The organism is Phaeobacter sp. 11ANDIMAR09, assembly GCF_001294455.1.
Taxonomy (GTDB): Bacteria; Pseudomonadota; Alphaproteobacteria; order Rhodobacterales; family Rhodobacteraceae; genus Pseudophaeobacter.
Map to the genome: position 1 here is coordinate 194,749 of NZ_LIKT01000002.1, position 17,428 is coordinate 212,176.

The 17,428-nt window shown below is 59.8% G+C and carries 12 protein-coding genes; 5 read left to right on the forward strand and 7 right to left on the reverse strand.

What is annotated here, in order from left to right; genetic code table 11:
* Positions 1-151: 151 nt before the first annotated feature.
* Genes AN476_RS02440 through AN476_RS02460 form a run of 5 tightly spaced genes read right to left on the reverse strand, consistent with a single transcriptional unit; the run spans position 152 to position 7,376 of the window.
* Positions 152-1,501, reverse strand: a complete 1,350-nt coding sequence (locus AN476_RS02440) for a CoA transferase (protein ID WP_054459240.1) — start codon at positions 1,499-1,501, stop codon at positions 152-154.
* Complete coding sequence (locus AN476_RS02445) at positions 1,498-2,652, reverse strand: ABC transporter permease (protein ID WP_054459242.1); 1,155 nt, start codon at positions 2,650-2,652, stop codon at positions 1,498-1,500. The genes AN476_RS02440 and AN476_RS02445 overlap by 4 nt, the downstream gene beginning before the upstream one ends.
* Entirely contained in the window at positions 2,649-3,677 is a 1,029-nt protein-coding gene (locus AN476_RS02450) for an ABC transporter permease (RefSeq protein ID WP_054459244.1), read from the reverse strand. Before AN476_RS02450 ends, AN476_RS02445 begins: the two co-directional genes overlap by 4 nt.
* A complete protein-coding gene (locus AN476_RS02455) occupies positions 3,677-5,611 on the reverse strand; it encodes an ABC transporter substrate-binding protein (RefSeq protein WP_054459245.1) in 1,935 nt (644 codons plus the stop codon). The genes AN476_RS02450 and AN476_RS02455 overlap by 1 nt, the downstream gene beginning before the upstream one ends.
* Positions 5,604-7,376: an ABC transporter ATP-binding protein gene (locus AN476_RS02460; protein WP_054459247.1), complete on the reverse strand. Its 1,773-nt coding sequence runs from the start codon at positions 7,374-7,376 to the stop codon at positions 5,604-5,606. Before AN476_RS02460 ends, AN476_RS02455 begins: the two co-directional genes overlap by 8 nt.
* 301 nt (positions 7,377-7,677) lie before the next feature.
* Here AN476_RS02460 and AN476_RS02465 point away from each other — a divergent pair, with 301 nt between their 5' ends.
* The 3 genes from AN476_RS02465 to AN476_RS02475 all read left to right on the forward strand — a co-directional run bounded on the left by AN476_RS02465 (position 7,678) and on the right by AN476_RS02475 (position 9,658).
* Complete coding sequence (locus AN476_RS02465; RefSeq protein ID WP_083464200.1) at positions 7,678-8,172, forward strand: class I SAM-dependent methyltransferase; 495 nt, start codon at positions 7,678-7,680, stop codon at positions 8,170-8,172.
* A gap of 98 nt (positions 8,173-8,270) precedes the next feature.
* Positions 8,271-8,900, forward strand: a complete 630-nt coding sequence (locus tag AN476_RS02470) for a glutathione S-transferase family protein (protein ID WP_054459249.1) — start codon at positions 8,271-8,273, stop codon at positions 8,898-8,900.
* A gap of 92 nt (positions 8,901-8,992) precedes the next feature.
* The gene (locus tag AN476_RS02475; RefSeq protein WP_054459251.1) at positions 8,993-9,658 is read left to right on the forward strand and encodes a TetR/AcrR family transcriptional regulator; all 666 of its coding nucleotides are present in this window, start codon (positions 8,993-8,995) and stop codon (positions 9,656-9,658) included.
* Between the two features lie 52 nt (positions 9,659-9,710).
* Here AN476_RS02475 and AN476_RS02480 read toward each other — a convergent pair whose 3' ends face one another.
* Positions 9,711-13,133 (reverse strand): indolepyruvate ferredoxin oxidoreductase family protein, encoded by a 3,423-nt coding sequence (locus AN476_RS02480; protein WP_054459253.1) that lies wholly within the window; start codon positions 13,131-13,133, stop codon positions 9,711-9,713.
* Positions 13,134-13,298: 165 nt separating this feature from the next.
* On the opposite strand from AN476_RS02480, the gene AN476_RS02485 reads away from it, so the two are divergent.
* Entirely contained in the window at positions 13,299-13,766 is a 468-nt protein-coding gene (locus tag AN476_RS02485) for an Lrp/AsnC family transcriptional regulator (RefSeq protein ID WP_054459255.1), read from the forward strand.
* A gap of 52 nt (positions 13,767-13,818) precedes the next feature.
* Here AN476_RS02485 and AN476_RS02490 read toward each other — a convergent pair whose 3' ends face one another.
* Positions 13,819-14,217, reverse strand: coding sequence for a DUF3307 domain-containing protein (locus tag AN476_RS02490; protein WP_054459257.1), 399 nt, complete (start codon positions 14,215-14,217; stop codon positions 13,819-13,821).
* A 245-nt stretch (positions 14,218-14,462) separates the two neighbouring features.
* On the opposite strand from AN476_RS02490, the gene AN476_RS02495 reads away from it, so the two are divergent.
* Positions 14,463-17,414 carry an ABC transporter transmembrane domain-containing protein gene (locus AN476_RS02495; protein ID WP_253279824.1) on the forward strand — a complete coding sequence of 984 codons (2,952 nt, stop codon included), beginning with the start codon at positions 14,463-14,465 and terminating at the stop codon, positions 17,412-17,414.
* Positions 17,415-17,428 lie beyond the last annotated feature (14 nt).

Consider the following 17,428-nt stretch of genomic DNA (forward strand, 5'->3'; position numbering starts at 1 on the left):
GTGTTCAGGCAAAGGGAGAGCTCCCGCCCCCAAGGCGATCCGCTAACGCGCATCGATTGGCGTTGGGCCGGGCGCCGGGCCTGCGGCCCGGCGAGCGCGGGGAGAGAAGTGTAGGCTTCGTTGAAGAGCGGTGAGCTTTGCGCAACTGTCCCTAGGCGTCTGACCAGCGGGCGGGCGCGCTGCCGCAGGCCTGCGCGGGGCTATCCCAGTGCATCTGGGTGGTGCCGACTTCCAGAGCAGGGCGCAGCCGCAAAGCGGGGCCCCAACTGCTGGTCTCGATATGAGATCCAAAGTCTTCTGGCCTGCTGCCCTCAATCTTTGGGCCGGTGAACCGCTGTGGCATCTGAGCCAGTTGCTCTGCCATGCGCGCGAGGGACAGCCGGGCGCTGGCGGCGCGTTGACTTGTAGCTGCGGCGGTCAGAGCGTTTAGGACAGCGGCAGCCATCATGTAGCCCGTCGCATGATCCAGCGCCTGAACGGGGAGCGGAGTTGGTGTATCAGCCCCGGCCCATTTGGCGCCTGTATCTGCGATCCCGGCGCTCATCTGTACCAGACTGTCAAAGCCGCGTCGCTTGGCCCATGGGCCAGTCCAGCCATAGGCATTGAGGCAGACCTCGATACGGTTGGGGGCAATCAGATCCCGCGTGGCCAAACCCAACCCAAGCCCCTCCAGAGCACCGGGGCGGTAGCCATGCACCAGAACATCGGCCTCGGCCAGAAGGTCCTTGAAACGCGCCAGCCCAGCATCGTCGCGCAGATCGAGACAGGCCATGGATTTGCCCAAGGAAATGTCCTGGATGACGCCGGGCTCATCCCAGCCGGGCGGATCAATCCGTAGCACCTCGGCCCCAAAACCGGCGAGGGTCCGCGTCGCGATAGGGCCTGCCAACACGCGGGTCAGATCCAGTACCCGCAACCCTGCGAGGGGGCGGGTGCCTGTGGCCTGGGGGCGATCCCGAAGCGACACGGGGCGCAGGCTGCCCCAGTGCACCAGAGGCTCTGCGGCCACTGCCTGCCCCTGTGGGTGGGCCAGCCATTGCGCGCGGCTGCGCATAAAGGCGGCAACTCCACCCTCGGCTACTACATCCGTTTCTAGCGCTTCGCCTTCCCAGGATGCGACCGCCAAAGTCACCGCATCACGATCTTCGGCGCAGCCCAGAACTGACAGCGCGGCTGCGCGATGGTGGGGCAGGTTGGTGTGCAGCCGTATCCAGCCGTCTTTGCATCGGTAGTTCCCGGCAATCGGATCCCAAAGGCTGGGCAGTTTCCAGCCCTGCGCTGCAAAGCTGTAGCCAAACCAAAGCGAAGCAAGGCGCTGGTCTACGCTAACAGGGGGCCGCTCGTCACTCAGTCTCATCGCCTGCATAAACCGCGCCAGCTGCTGGCCTACGGCCGCGAAACTGTCATTGGCCAGCTCACTTACCGCAAAAGCACTGTCATAGCGCCCTTGGCCCGTGACCTCATAGCTCTCAGGGCTGGGGAATTCTTGCAAAAGGGTCATTGCTGATAGGGGTCCAGACTGTCCCGGAGCCCATCGCCAAAGAAGTTGAAGGCCAAGACGATCACCACAATCGGCAACATGGGGATCGCGGTCCAGGGGTAGATCTCGATCGAGGCGAGGTTCTGCGCATCATTGAGCATCACCCCCCAACTCACCGCCGGCGCACGCAGGCCTAGCCCGAGGAAGGACAGTGCCGTTTCCCCCAGGATCATTGCCGGGATCGACAGGGTAGCCGAGGCAATCAGATGCGACATGAAATTGGGGATCAGGTGTTTGCGTATGACCCGGCCAGAGGAGGCTCCCATCATTTCAGCTGCGCGCACGTATTCTTCTTCACGCAGGGACAGGAACTTGGCCCGTACCGATCGCGCCAGTCCGGGCCAGTCTAGGATGCCAAGGATCACCGAGATGATGAAGAACACCGCCACCGGCGACCAGTTGGAGGGCACCGCCGCCGACAGCGCCAGCCAGAGCGGCAGCTCCGGCAGGGAGCGCAGGACTTCGATCACCCGGTTGATGACCCAGTCGATCTTGCCGCCGAAATACCCCGCAACCGAACCAAAGAAGATGCCAAGCACAAAGGAAACCGAAATGCCAATCAGGCCAACCGTGAGTGACAGCTGAGCCCCAAAAAGAATGCGGCTGAAGATATCGCGGCCCAATCTGTCAGATCCCCATAGAAATACGGTTGCACCTTCTGGGGCGCAGAACAGATGGGTGTCAGAGGGGATCAGCCCGGCGATATTGTAGCCCTTGCCCTCGCAGAAGAAATCGAGCTTCATCGGGTTGTTATAGTCGGGTTCAAAAACCCACTGAAAGGTCTCGAGATCCGCCTCGGAGGTCATCGGATAGATGAAGGGGCCGAGGAACTCCCCCTCGTGGAACAGGTTGATGGATTGTGGTGGCGAATAGAGATGTTCGCTCATCCGCTGGTTGGGGCCATAAGGCGCGATGAAGCCTACCACTGGCAGCAGAAGGTAGCAGATCAGCAGGAAAGCTCCGGAGACCAACCCCAGCTTATGGGTTTTGAACTTGCGCCAGATCAGCACCCAGTTGGGGGCATCCAGATCCTTGCGCTCCAGCTCCAGCACCGAGGCCTGCGGATCATAGGGCGCATCATCGACAAAGCGACCGTCGGGTAGTTGGGTCATGCGTCACGCCCCTCATAGCGAATGCGGGGATCCAGCAGGACCAGCAGCACATCGGAAATCATCGTTCCAATCAGCGTCAGCAGTGCGACAAACATCAGCACAAAGCCGGAGAGAAACATGTCTTGGGTCTTGAGCGCGGTGAGCAGAGTGGGGCCGATGGTCTGCAGCCCCAGCACGACCGAAACCAGAACTGAGCCGGAAATCATCGCCGGCAGTAGGTTGCCAATATCGGCGACAAAGGGGTTAAAGGCCACCCGGAGTGGGTATTTTGCTAGCATCCGCGAGGGCGACATGCCCTTGGCCACCGCAGTTTCCACATAGGGTTTGCCCAGCTCATCCAGCATATTGGCGCGCAATCTTTGCATCATGGCCGAAGCCCCGGAGGTGCCAATGACAAAGGTCGGCACGATGAGGTGGATGAGAATAGATTTGACCTTTTCCCAGCCCATAGGCTCGCCCTCAAAGGCGGGGTCCATTAGGCCGCCAATGGGCAGGTTGAACCAACGATGCCCATAGTAGAACAGGATCAGCGCGAGCAAGAAGTTTGGCGTGGCGAGGCCAAGATAACCCACAAATGCAGAGGTATAATCCACCCAGCTGCGTGCCCGTGCGGCCGCCAGAACCCCCAGCGGCAAGGCCACCACATAGACAAACAGAACGGCTGCCAGATTGACAAGAACGGTCAGCCACAGGCTGTCGCCGACGATTTCCGCGACGGGGCGGTCAAACTCAAACGACCAGCCAAAGTTGCCCTGCACCAGACCGGAAAAACCATGTGGGCCGGGCATGAAACCAACCCAGATAAAATACTGCTGCCACAGGGGTTTATCTAGGGCATACTCACTGCGCAGGAATTCGGCCTTGGCCACCCCGGCGGACTGGCCACTGGCGCGCAGTTCTGCAATCTGGTTCGACAGGTAGTCGCCGGGTGGTAGGTTGATGATCACAAAGACCAGGATAGAGACCACCCAGAGGGTCAGTAGCATGGTGCCAAAGCGGTAGAGGGCGTAGCGTAGAATCTCCATTAGCCATCCCCATCCTGAAAGAAGAATTCATCCGGGCGATAGATGCCAAAATGGGCGCCAGGATCCCAAGCCCAGATGGCCTGCTCTGGCACATTGCGCAACCGGTTTGACACCACCACGGGCTGCGGCGCGCCAGCTACAATGCCGATGCCATAGACCTGCTCGGCATGGATCGACAGCATCTCGTGCCAGATCGCGGCGCGCGTCTCATCCTCTGAGGCGGTCTCCCAGGCGTGAAACAGCTCCATCAGGCGCTGGGCGGGCTCCAGATCCGGCGCTTCGCCTGCAGCGCCTCCGGTCTGGTAATACTGCCCCCATTTGGGCCAGGCCAGAAACACCTGGTCCGTTGGCGCCAGATAGGCGGGAGAGGTGTGTTCTTGCGGCAGTCCATTGTCCCAGCCAAACCAGACCGAGGCCATGGTGGTGCCGGAAAACACCCGGTTGCGCAGAATATCACGGTCCAGCGGGCGCATGATCAGTTTGACGCCGACGTCATTCCAGTCATCGGTAATGATTTGCAGGGCATTTTCCACCTCTTGGCGTTCACCAGCGGTTTCCACCACCAGCTCCATCCGGCGGCCATCAGGCAGATAGCGAATGCCATAGCCATCCTTTTCGGTGAGCCCGGCCTGATCCAGCAAGCGATTGGCCAGCTCTGGATCAAAAGAGGCCCAGGCGGCGCGGAATTCAGGCTCAAAGAAGGGGCTTTGCTCCAGCACCGACATGGCACCGGCCTTTGCCAGCTTGAAGTAGAGTGCCCGGTTGATGGCGGCCCGGTTGATGGCCAGGGACAGGGCCCGGCGCACCCGGACATCGCGCAGCACTTTCCGCCAGACCGGGTCCGAGACATTCAGGTTGGGGTAAATCGCGATCTGCGAGGCCGCGCCGGTGCCCCAAAGGTAGGTCTGGTAATTGCCGCCATCGTTTTCGCCTTTGCGCAGGATCGGGATGTCGCGAAAGCCAAGACCACGGGCCTGAAGATCCGCCTGCCCGGCATTGGATTTGGCGGCGACCAGTCCACCGGCCACGATCTCCATCTCGACCGTGTCGATATAGGGCAGCTGCACGCCGCGGCTGTCGACGCGATGGTAATAGGGGTTGCGTACAAATTGATGCCGGATCCGCTTGCCTGCGGTGGCATTGATCCAGGGCTGCAGCGTGGGCAGCTCGTGATTGTCGAATTTGTACATATTGTCGTATTTATTGTGCAGCGCCGCCCAGCTTTTGACGCGGGCGTAATCCACCTCTTCGGCCAGGGTTTCGGCCTCGGCATAATCCGCATGAAACTGTTTGAGATAGGCCGAGGGTCGGTAGATGAAAGGGGGGCGGGCCTGGGCCAGGTTCTGCAGGAACTGCGGATGCGGGGTTTGCCATTCAAAGACAACGGTGGTCGCATCCGGAAAGCTGACTTTCGGTAACTCCCCTTCGGAATAGAGGAAATCCGGCGGCCCGGCGGGGCTCAGCATTGGATTGTTGGCGATGTCCTTCCACCAGTATTCAAAATCGGCGGAGGTGAAGGGATCACCATTGGACCAGTGATGGCCGGTGCGCAGGTTCAGAGTGTAGCGCCGGTTGTCTTCGTTTTCATAGCCCAGCAGGATATCGGGCTGTAGTTGGTAGTCTTCGTCATAGCCCACAAGTCGGGCATATCCATAGACCACCATCTGCCGGATGTCCTTGGAGCGGGTGACCATGGTGTTGAGCGTGCCGCCCTGCAGGCCAAAGTCACGCCCCTTGGCCGCCAGATCCACCACCAGCGGCAACTCTGGCAGACGCTCAGATATCGCAGGGAGATTGCCGGCGTCGACTTCTGATTGCCAAAAGCTGCTTTCGACAAAACTGGGCCCCGCCCCTGCGGGTAGGGGCAGTATCAGGGCCGAGGCCAGCAGCAGGGGAGAGAAGCGGGCCAGGGCGGTTTTGGTGGCTTTAAACATGGCAGCGTACCTTGTGTCCGGGCGCAAGCGGCGTGAGAGGCGGCGCTTCATATCCGGAGAACCTGAATTGTTCAGGCCAATTTTCGGGACGACCGGCGCCCTGGGCCACCAGTTCCAGATTGATCGGGCGGTGGATGTCCGGCTCTGGCTGGGCCGCGATCAGGGCTTTGGTGTAGGGGTGCTGGGGATTGTGAAACAGGGTCTCGGGGCTGGCCTGTTCGACCACTAACCCGCGCCGCATCACCGCGACCTCGTCGGCAATCCGGGCCACCACGGCCAGGTCGTGACTGATGAATAGATAAGAGAGTTGTCTTTGATCCCGGATCTCTTCCAAAAGGTTCAGGATCTGCTCCTGTACCGAAACATCCAACGCCGAGGTGGGCTCGTCGCAGACGATCAGAGATGGGTCGAGCATCAGGGCCCGGGCAATCGACAGCCTTTGGCGCTGGCCGCCGGAAAAGGCATGGGGGTAGCGCTGCAGCATATCGCGCCCCAATCCCACCATTTGCAACATTTCCGCTGCTTTGATCCGTTGTTCTGAGCGGTTGCCGATCCGGTGGATCTCCAGCGGCTCAACCATGGTATCGAGAATGCGCATCCGCGGGCTGAGCGAGGAATAGGGATCCTGGAACACCATTTGTGCCTCGCGCTGAAAGGCGGTGCGGGCGGCACGATCCATCCTGTGGACCTCGATAGGGGGCATGTCGGGTTGGGGGCGAAACAGTACCTCGCCGCCCTCATCCGGGGGTTCTGCTCCTAGGGCGATGCGGGCGGCAGTGGTCTTGCCCGAACCGCTTTCGCCGACGATGGCCAGGGTTTTGCCCCGGGGCAGTTCCAGATCAATGCCGCGACAGGCGTAGATCAAGCTGGGGGCTTTCCAGCCCTTGCCTGCGCGCATGCTATAGGTCTTGGACACCGACTTGAGCTCGAGGATCAGATCCTTTTTTGCGGGCAACGCTTTGGGGGCCGCGGCAGCGGGAATTTTTGGGGCGGCCTGAATCAGGGCCTGGGTATAGGGATGCGCGGGGGCCGACAGCAGAGGCTCGGCAGCTCCGGCCTCCATCACGCGGCCCTTATGCATCACCACCACCTGTTCGGCCATATTGGCAACCACGCCCAGGTCATGAGTGACCAGGATCATTGCCATGCCGGTATCGCGCTGCAGCTCCTTCATCAGCCCCAGCACCTGGGCCTGGGTGGTTACGTCCAGAGCCGTGGTTGGTTCATCTGCGATCAGCAGCTTGGGCTTGGCCACCATGGCCATGGCGATCATGGCGCGCTGGCGCATGCCACCTGACAGTTCAAACGGGTACGAGCTGTAGGTGCGCTCGGGGTCTGGAAATCCAACGCGTTCAAAACAGGCCAGAACCTCTTTCTTGGCTTCCGCCTCGCTCTTGCGCCCATGCAACCAGAGCACTTCTGACACCTGATTGCCAATCCGGTGCAGAGGCGACAACGAGCGCATCGGCTCTTGGAAGATCATGGCAATTTGGTTGCCGCGCAGATCACGCATCTCACCCTCTGGGAGATGCACCAGTTCTTTGCAGCTTGCCCCATCCTGAAACTGGATCGAGCCGGTGCGAATCTGTGCCGCTTTGGGCAGAATACGCAGGACCGCGCGGCAGGAAATGGTTTTTCCGGATCCACTTTCGCCAACCAAGGCCAATGTCTCTCCGGCGGCCACATCAAAACTGACATCGCGCACGACGGAGTCATCCTTGCCAAAGCCGATGCTGAGGTCTTTTACCGAGAGCAGAGGCGCCATTCAGCGCTGCTCCGGTTGATGTCGTGATCCGGTCATAATGTCCCGTCTTTCCCTGATCTTTTTTGCCCACACCTTCGCGCGGGGCCTGTGCTCTAGTCAAACCCCATTTGTCCCGGTGGGGTCCAGCTGCAGGAAAAATGATAAAACGGCACTGCTGCGCCACAATTTACCCCCGCAATCCGCTGATAGACGGCAAAGACTACACATTTGTTGCAGGATCTGACAAAGCAGAGCAAGAGGCCGGCGCCTTGGCTTTGTAGCATCGCCAGCCATTTTGCAGGCATGCCAAAGGAGAGCTGACATGATCACGCGATTGGACCTATTTATCGACCGTATGGTGTCGCAGCGCGCTTGCCTGGATTTTGGCATCGCCCAGACCGCAGGGATGTCGGGGCCAGTGTTCGAGCTGGGGCTGGGCAATGGCCGCACCTATCACCACATGAAACACAATGTCATCGGACGCGATCTCTATGTATTTGAACGGGCCGTGGCCTCGCATCCAGACAGCACTCCGCCCGAGGAGTTGACCATTCTGGGTGATGTGCGCGAGACCTTGCCAGCCGCGCTGGGGCGCTTTGGTGCCACTGCGAGCCTGATCCATGCGGATCTTGGCGGCCACAACCGGGCCAAGAACGATGCCTTTGCCCGGCTGATTTCACCTCTGGTCGAGCCACTGCTGGCAGTTGGCGGGCTGATGGTTTCCTCTGACCGGATGTATTTTGAGGGGCTTACCGAAATGCCCTTGCCTCCAGAGGCCGTTGAGGGACGCTGCTTTATCTATCGCCGCGAGGGTTAAGCCTGCAAACCGGGTGGGACGTCAGGTCACGCTGGCCGAGCCTGGCTGATGGCCCCTAGGCTGGATAGCGACCAAACGATGAGCAGGGAGGCCAGCCGATGATTTTTTATGATTGTTCCACCGCACCCAATCCACGCCGGGCGCGGATGTTTCTGGCAGAAAAGGGTCTGACCCCCGAAAGCCATGATGTTTCGATTGCCAAGGGCGAGCAGCTGAACCCGGCGTTTTTGGCGGTCAATCCGCGGGCGACCATTCCGGTATTGGTCACCGACGAAGGCAGCGTTCTGACCGAGAACCTCGGCATTGCAGCCTATCTGGAGGCCCATACGCCTGAACCGGCGCTGATGGGGCGCTCGGCGGATGAAAAGGGCCTGGTCCTGATGTGGAATTCGATTGTTGAGCAACAGGGCGGCATGCCCATCGCCGAGGCGCTGCGCAACACTCACCCGGCCTTTGAAAACCGCGCCATTCCCGGCCCCGATAACTATGCGCAGTTGCCGCAGTTGGCGGTACGGGGGCTGGCCCGCACCCAGCGTTTCTTTGAACTGCTCGAGGAACGCCTGAGCGAGAGCCCCTATCTGGCCGGAGAAGACTTCACCCTGGCGGATATCTCGGCCTTTGTGTTTGTTGAGTTCGCCCGAGTGATCAAGCAGCGCATCCCCGAAGACAATGTCGCGAGCCTGGCCTGGTATAAGGCGATCAAATCCCGCCCCAGCGCCCAACTCTAGGAGACACATGCCGCCGATCGACCTGCAGGCTGGACAAGCCGCCTTATGGTACGCAGGATGCAGCAACTCTGTCAGAACGCAAGAAACCCGCCATGCCCCCTAAGCCGCTCTTACATCGTGACAACCCCAGCGCCGAACCACTGGTCGGCAATGTCAAAGTCACGCGGGAAGACTGGCTCAATGTCGCGATGGACGTGCTGATCACGGATGGGGTTGAACAGGTCAAGGTACTGGCCCTGGCCGAGCGGATGAATGTGTCCCGCTCGTCCTTCTATTGGTACTTTAAATCGCGACAGGACTTGCTGGACGCCCTGCTGAAGACCTGGGAACAGACCAATACCGCCGCCATGGTGGAACGGGCCGAAGCCCCGGCTGAGGCGATCACAGGCGCGGTTTTGAACATCTTCCACTGCATCGCCAATCCATCGCTGTTCAACACAGCTCTGGATTTCGCGGTGCGCGACTGGGCGCGCCGCTCGGGCAAGGTGCGTAGCCTTCTGGATCGGTCTGATGCCCGCCGGGTTGAGGCCCTGACCCAGATGTTCATCCGCTATGACTACAGCGCGCCAGAAGCCATGACCCGCGCCAAGGTGCTGTATTATATGCAGCTGGGCTATGACATGGCGGAGCCAAACGAGAGCTATGCCCACCGGTTGGAGATGACGCCGCACTATCTGAAAGTGTTCACCGGGCAGGAACCCAGTGCTGCGGAACTGGACGAATTTGCCGTCTTTACCAAAAAGCATTGGGATCTCTAGCCCGGTGCGGATCTCAGAAAATTGGCCCCGCAAAGGGGCCAATTTCAGGATCTTATAGAGTTTTCAGCAGTCGTTCAGCGCTGGCACGATGCTTGTGCGCTGCTTCCAGGCGTACTGGACCGTATCCCCGTATTTCCATCGGCGCCTCCAGAATGCTGAGGCAGTCGCGATGCTTTTCGCTGTTGTATTGCGAAGTGACAGAGCGCATCGCGGCCTCATACCAGGCCAGAAGACTGCGATGCAGGCGGGCTTCTTCGTGATAGCCAAAGGGGTTGAACCGGCTGCCACGCAGGGCTTTGGCGCGGGTCAGCAGCGACAGCGCAGGACGCATCCATGGACCAAAGCGCTTTTTGACCGGGCGGCCGCGCGCATCCTTCTTTCGGCTCAGCAGGGGCGGCGCCATGTGATAGTTGACGCTGTACTCGCCTTCAAATTCTTGCGCGATCTGCTCTTTGAACCCTGCGCCGGTCATCAGGCGGGCAACTTCGAATTCATCCTTATAGGCCATCAGTTTGAACAGGGAGCGTGCCGCGGCCTCGGTGAGCTCATCCTTGGCATGATCGGGCAGCAGGCTGCGAAAGCCCTCCAGAATGTCCGTGTAACGCTGGGCATAGGCGGGGTCCTGGTAGTCTACAAGGAACTTCGCGCGACGGTCGATGATCTCTTGCAGGCCGTCTTCTTCCTGGGCCTGTTCTGAATAGAACTGCGACACCAATTCCGGGTTCACCGCCATGGCGCGACCAATGGTAAAGGCGAGGTGGTTCTTGTCGATGGCCACGCCATTCAGCTCGATCGCTTGTTCGAGCGCCGCCTGGCTGACCGGAACCAGCCCTCGCTGCCAAGCAAAGCCAAGCATCATCACATTGGCCAAAACCGCATCCCCCAAAAGGGCTTCGGCGGCCTCATTGGCGTTGAAACCATCAAGGTTTTCGGGACCAACAGCAGCTTCGATTTGCTTCTCGCGCACCCCGGCCATCAGATCCGCGTCACGGCGCAGCACCAGATCCCCGGTGGGCATCTCGGCGCGGTTCAGCACGATTCGGGTACCTGCGCGGTAATGCGCCGAGGCTTTAGGCGCTGAACTGACCACCAGATCACAGCCAATCACCGCATCAGCGGCGGCCTGGTCAATGCGTACCTGGTTCAGGCTGTCGGGGCTGGCAGAGAGGCGGATATAGCTGAGCACGGTGCCAAATTTCTGCGCAAAGCCGGTAAAGTCCAACACGCTGGAGCCTTTGCCCTCAAGATGTGCCGCCATGGTGATCAATGCGCCAACGGTGACAACGCCAGTGCCGCCTACGCCTGTGACCAACAGGTCAAAGGGTTTGTCCAGCGCGGGCAGTTCAGGCGCAGGTAGCTTTGCCGCCAGAGCGTCGCGGTCCAGACCCGCAGGCAGTTTCTTGCGCCGCTGACCGCCTTTAACGGTGACAAAGCTGGGGCAGAAGCCGTTCAGGCAAGAGAAGTCTTTGTTGCAGCTAGAGAGGTTGATCTTGCGTTTGCGGCCAAAGGCGGTCTCTTTGGGTTCGACGCTCAGGCAGTTGCTCTCGATCGAGCAATCCCCGCAGCCTTCGCAGACCAGATCGTTGATGAAGGCAAACTTCTTGGGGTCTTCCATGGTGCCACGCTTGCGGCGGCGGCGCTTTTCGGTTGCGCAGGTCTGCTCGTAGATCAGGCAAGACACACCTTTGACCTCGCGCAGCTCGCGCTGGACAAGGTCCATATCGGCCCGGTCATGGAATGTGGTCCCTGCCGGAAAGTCACCCCGGTTGAATTTGTCGATATTGTCCGAGACCAACGCGATGCGCTGCACCCCTTCGGCGCGGCAGGTCTGGGCGATGCCCAAAACGCTGACTGGGCCGTCCACCGGCTGGCCTCCGGTCATCGCAACCGCATCGTTATACAGGATCTTATAGGTGATATTGGTGCGCGCCGCGACCGCCTGGCGGATGGCGAGCGAGCCCGAATGATACCAGGTGCCTTCGCCAAGGTTCTGGAAGATATGTTTGCCGCCATTGTACTGCGAGGCCGCAGTCCAAGTGACGCCTTCGCCGCCCATCTGCGCATAGCCCGAGGTGTCGCGGTCCATCCAGCTGGCCATGACGTGGCAGCCAATGCCGGATTTGGCCTCGCTGCCCTCGGGCAGTTTGGTTGAGGTGTTGTGCGGGCAGCCCGAGCAGAAATAGGGGGTGCGATTTGCGCCGGGCACATTGACCAGTTTGGGCGGCTCGGCCAACAGCGCGGCGGCCTTGGCGGGGAGGCCTTCGCCGGGGAAGAATGTGTCCAGACGTGCGGCCACGATGGGAGCCAGCATCAGCGGACTCAGCTCACCGGTCCAGGGCACCAGTGGTTCGCCCTGGCTGTCGTATTTGCCCACCATCTTATTGGGCTTGTCACCGGGCCAGTCGTAGAAATACTCCTTGAACTGGCTCTCGATAATACCGCGTTTTTCCTCGACAACCAGTACTTCTTCTTTGCCGCGCACAAAGCGCAGCGCTTCTGGGCGGGCCAGGGGCCAGACCATGCCAACCTTGTAGATGTCGATGCCAAGACGGCGGCAGGCTTCCTCGTCCAGGCCCAGAAGGCGCAGCGCCTCCATCAGGTCCAGATGGCCTTTGCCGGTGGTGACAAAGCCAAAACTGGCCGCGTCAATATCGTAGATGCGGCGGTCGATTGGATTGGCCTCGGCAAAGGCGCGCACCGCCTTGATCTTGGCGCGGATACGGGTCTCGATCTCCGGCGAGGGCAGATCGGCGCGGCGGATATGCAGCCCGCCGGGGTAATCGGGTAGCTCAGGGTAGATGAAATCACGATCCGTCTGCAGTTCCACCGAACGCGCGCTTTCAACGGTCTCGGAAACCGCCTTGAAGCCAACCCAGGTGCCGGAGTAGCGCGACAGGGCAAAGCCATACTCGCCGTAGGTCAGAAACTCCGAGACATCCGCGGGGTTCAGTACCGGCATGAACCAGGACATAAAGGCGACGTCAGACTGGTGTGGCATCGAAGAGCTGACACAGCCGTGGTCATCACCGGCAACCACCAGGACGCCGCCCTTAGCAGAGGAGCCATAGGCGTTGCCGTGTTTCAGTGCATCGCCAGACCGGTCCACGCCGGGGCCTTTGCCGTACCACATGGAAAAGACGCCTTCGACCTCGCAATGGGGGTCCAGAATGGCCTGCTGCGCCCCCAGCACTGCGGTGGCGCCGAGATCTTCGTTCACTGCAGGCATGAAGGTGACCCGGTTGTCTTCCATCCGTTGCCGCGAGCGCCAGAACTCCAGATCGACGGCCCCCAGCGGCGAGCCGCGATAGCCGGAAACAAAACCGGCCGTGTTCATCCCAGCCAACCGATCCCGCCGGGCCTGATCCAGCATCACCCGAGCCAGCGCCTGGGTGCCGGTGAGAAACACGCGGCCTTTGGTCTGCTCGTAGCGGTCGTCTAGTTTGTAGCTGCGAAAGTCATGGCTCAGCTCGGTCATTCTGGTGGTCCTTGCGGGTGGGAATGCTGGGACGCGCGGGGAGGGCGCAGGGTTCAGGCATAATATTTCGCTTGAGGTGAAAAGATCTGTCTGAATTGCTGGTTTTGAGATCTGATTTGGATATATTGACCATCATCAATGCTGGTTTAGGATAAATTTACAGAAATGCAGCCTCTGGACGACCGCGACCGCAATATTTTGCGACTATTGCAGGAAGATTCTCGCATCTCGAATGCCGAGCTTTCCGACAGGGTGGGCATGTCGCCTTCGGCGCTGTGGCGCCGGGTGCGCGCATTGGAGGAGACCGGGGTGATCGAGCGCTATGGCGCAGTGGTCAATGCACCGGCCATGGGGCTGGGGTTTCAGGCCATCGTGCATGTGCAGCTCACCCGCCATGACCCGGAAAAACTGACCGAGTTCATCCGGGCAGTTGAACTGAGTCCGTTGGTGCAGGAGTGTTATGCCACGACCGGGCAGTCTGACTATCAATTGCGCGTGCTTGCCCCGGATCTGGAAGCCTATAACCGGTTTCTGGAAGAATTCCTGTTTCGCCTGCCTGCGGTTGCCAGCGCGCAAACCAATGTTGTTCTGCGCACGATCAAACGTGATCAACCCGTGGTACTGTCAGGCTGACCTGACGGGCCGCATAGGCAGGCCCCTGTCAGGGGAGGTCTTGAGAGCGGGGTTAGCAGGCGAAGCACTTAACCCAGGCGGCAGTCATGGCGATATAGCTGAGCTGATGCAGGCATTGATCGGTTCCCATGGCGCGCCAAAAGGAGGCTTGCTGCGGGTTGAGATCTTTCTTTTCGGAGTAATGCGCCTTGCCGTAATCAATATGGAAATGCACCACCCACTCCAGGAAGCAGATCAGCAGAATAAAGCCGACCGAGGCCCCCATCAGGACGAAGACCACAACGGAAAACAGCGCGTGAACACCGGCGTGTTGCGCGCGCCCGGCGTGCAGGTATTCGTCCCGGCCTGACAGCATTTTGGGGGTCTGCAAAAAGAAGTCGGCAAAAAGATGTTTGATCTGCAAAAGGCAGAGCAAAATCAACACGGATCCGACAAGTCCTGGCAAAGGCATTCCCCTGATATCAATACCCGAAACCATACGGGTTTTTCTCTGGCTGGCAAATACTGTGTAGCAGGGATGCCGTAACGGGACAGTGAACTTCATCACATGCGGGCAGGTGTTCAGCCATTGCCTGTCAGGTGCAAACCGCGCTAGGCATAGGGCATCTGTTTTGCTGCAGCCAAAGTTGGAGCTCTCCCATAGAACCTTCTCTGTTTCGTTTTATCTGGAAATATTCCAAACGCGACCAAGTTGTTCTGCTGTTGGTCACTGCCTGTCTGTTCCCACTGCTGTATCTGACGTTGGAATTGCCCAAACGGATCATCAATGACGCCATTGGGGCGCAGAGTGATCGTATTGAACTATTTGGCTACTCAGTCGAAAAGCTTGATTACCTGTGGATTCTTTGTGCTGGTTTTCTGGTTGCAGTTCTGGCGCATGGCCTGCTGAAGATGCGTATCAATACCATGAAGGGGGTGCTGGCCGAGCGCATGTTGCGGCGCTTTCGCTATCAGATGATCGCGCGGGTTTTGCGCTTTCCGCAGCCCTATTTCGAGCGGGTCAGCCAGGGGGAGCTGGTCTCGATGATCACCTCTGAGAGCGAGCCGATGGGAGGCTTGATGGGGGATGCGGTCAGCCAGCCGGTGCTGCAAGCCGGACAGATGCTGACTATCCTGTTTTTCCTCTTTACCCAAAGCCCCTGGTTTGGGTTGGCTGCGGTGGCGTTGATCCCTTTGCAGGGCTGGTTGATCCCGATGTTGCAGCGCCAGATAAACCTGTTGAACAAGACCCGCATTCATCAAGTGCGGGCGCTTGCTTCAGAGATCGGTGAAAGCGCTGCGGGCGCTGCGACCCTGCGCATCAATGGCGGCTGGCGCTACCGGATGGCGGTGATCACGGACAGGCTGGGGCGGCTTTACGATATCCGGTTTCAGATCTACCAGAAAAAGTTCTTCATGAAGTTCCTCAACAACTTCATCACCAATCTAACGCCCTTTTTCTTTTATGCCGTTGGCGGCTATCTGGTGCTTCAGGGAGAAGTCTCGCTTGGGGCGCTGGTGGCGGCACTGGCCGCCTACAAAGATCTTGCCTCACCCTGGAAAGAACTGCTGGCCTACTACAATCAAACCCAGGATATGGCCCTGCGCTGGGATGTGATCCTCGAGCGCTTTGCCCCCACAGGCATGGTCCGTGAAGAGCTGATGTCTGGCGAACCAGAAGAGCTGGTGCATCTAAAGGGCGATGTGACGCTCAAATCGGTCAATGTGCGGGATGCAGATGGTAATCTGGTGCTGGAAGATCTGAATGCAAACCTGCCTGCGGGGCAGGTCATTGGCATTGCTGCGCCCTCTGAAGAAGACAGGCGTGCGATGGCGGAGCTACTGACACGTGAGGTTCTGCCCTCGGCCGGGCAGGTAACGATCTCCGGTCAGGATCTGCGCGATCTGCATCAGGCGGTTCTGGCGCTGCGGATTGGCCATGTGACCTCGCGCCCGGTGCTGTTTCAGGGATCTTTTGGCGACAACGTGATGATGCCGATGCGTCATCGCCCCAAGGGCAGCGCCCAAGACGCGGCGCGCTTTCTGGCGGCGCAGCAGGCCGGCAACAGCTCGGACCCCTATGATGCGCCCTGGCTGGACCCGGCGCTTGCGGGGTTTGCCAGCGAGCACGATCTGCGCGATTGGTGGGTGCAGTTGCTGGCCGGGATCGGCACCGACAGTGCCTTGTTCCGGCGGGGCATGGAGCAGAGCTTTGACAGCATGCAGCATCCGCGCCTGGCGCAAAGCCTGGTAGATCTACGTCCCAAAGTGCGCGCCGCTGTGATTGATGCGGATCTGGGCAGCCAGGTCCACGGCTTGGCTCGGGATGAATATAACCCGGCCCTGCCTGTGGCGGAAAACCTGCTCTATGCAACGCTTCGCGCCCCGGTCTCCGAGGATATGCTGCGCGAACATGTGGATTTTCTGGACCGCTTGCGCGAGCTGAAACTGGTTGACGATTTGGTGACCTTGACGCAGGACGTGGTGGATATCCTGCGGCAGATTTTTGGCATGGATGGCACGGATCATCCGCTTTTTCGCAAGCTGGGCCTTGACCCCAAAGCCTATGAGCGCGCCTCCGCGCTGGTCGACAAGACGCGGAGCAAGGGGGCTGAGGTTCTGGAGCACGATGAGCTGGCGCAATTGATGGTAGTGCCCTTCAGCATCTCGGCCGAACAGATTGGCCCGGCTTTCACGGATGAGATGAAAGCGCGTATTCTCGCCTTCCGCAAGAGCCATGCAGATGAGCTATTGGGCACCCTGTCGGATGTTTTTGTCAGGCTGGATGAAGCAGAATTCGCCCCCGGGTTGACCGTGTTGGAAAACGCGTTGTTCGGCAAGATTTCGGACAGCTCCGGCGCGCGTGGGGATGAACTGCGGCGCTTGGTGTCGCAGGTTTTGATCGACAATGGCGCCCGGGACATGGTGGTCGAGCTGATCTTTGATCTGCCGATTGCTTTGGGGGGGCAGGGCTTGCCTGCCAGCTATGCCGAGCCACTGGCTTTTGCCCGTGCGACGATCAAGCGCCCCGATATCCTGCTCTTGGATTCGGCTTTCTCCAGCTATGATCTGGAGACACGGATCGCAGTGCACAAGAACCTGCGCCGCCTCTTGCCCGAGACCACGCTGGTCTATCTGGAGGCGACTTTCGAGCGGGCAGATGTTTTTGACGCCTTTTACGAGCTGCGCCAGGGCAGGCTGGTCAGTGATGATCCCCATGAAACAGTGGCCGAAGACAGCGCCGCAAGCCAGGATCTGGCCCGTAAGCTGCGGGCCTTGGAGCAGACCGAACTGTTTTCCGGCTTGAACCGACGGCAGCTGCGGCTGCTGGCCTTTGGGGCGCGCTGGTATTCGGCCCAGGCCGGGGATGCGGTGTTTCTCAAGGATGATGTTGCCAGCGATGGTGTCTATATGATCCTCGAGGGCGAGGCCGGGCTGTTCTTGCCGCAAGACGGTCGGGAGGATCGCAGAATCACTTCGGTTGGACCGGGCAAGCTGGTGGGTGAGCTGGGGCTCATCCGCAAGGAGCCACGGGCGTTGAGCATGATCGCTGAGAGCGAATTGACCTGCCTGCGGATTGGTGAGGAGGAGTTCCTGGCCGTGGTCGAAAATGATGCAAATACGGCCTTTAAGCTGCTGCAGGTGGTGTCCGGCTACGTCGGGAACTGATCCGCGCCCGCGGC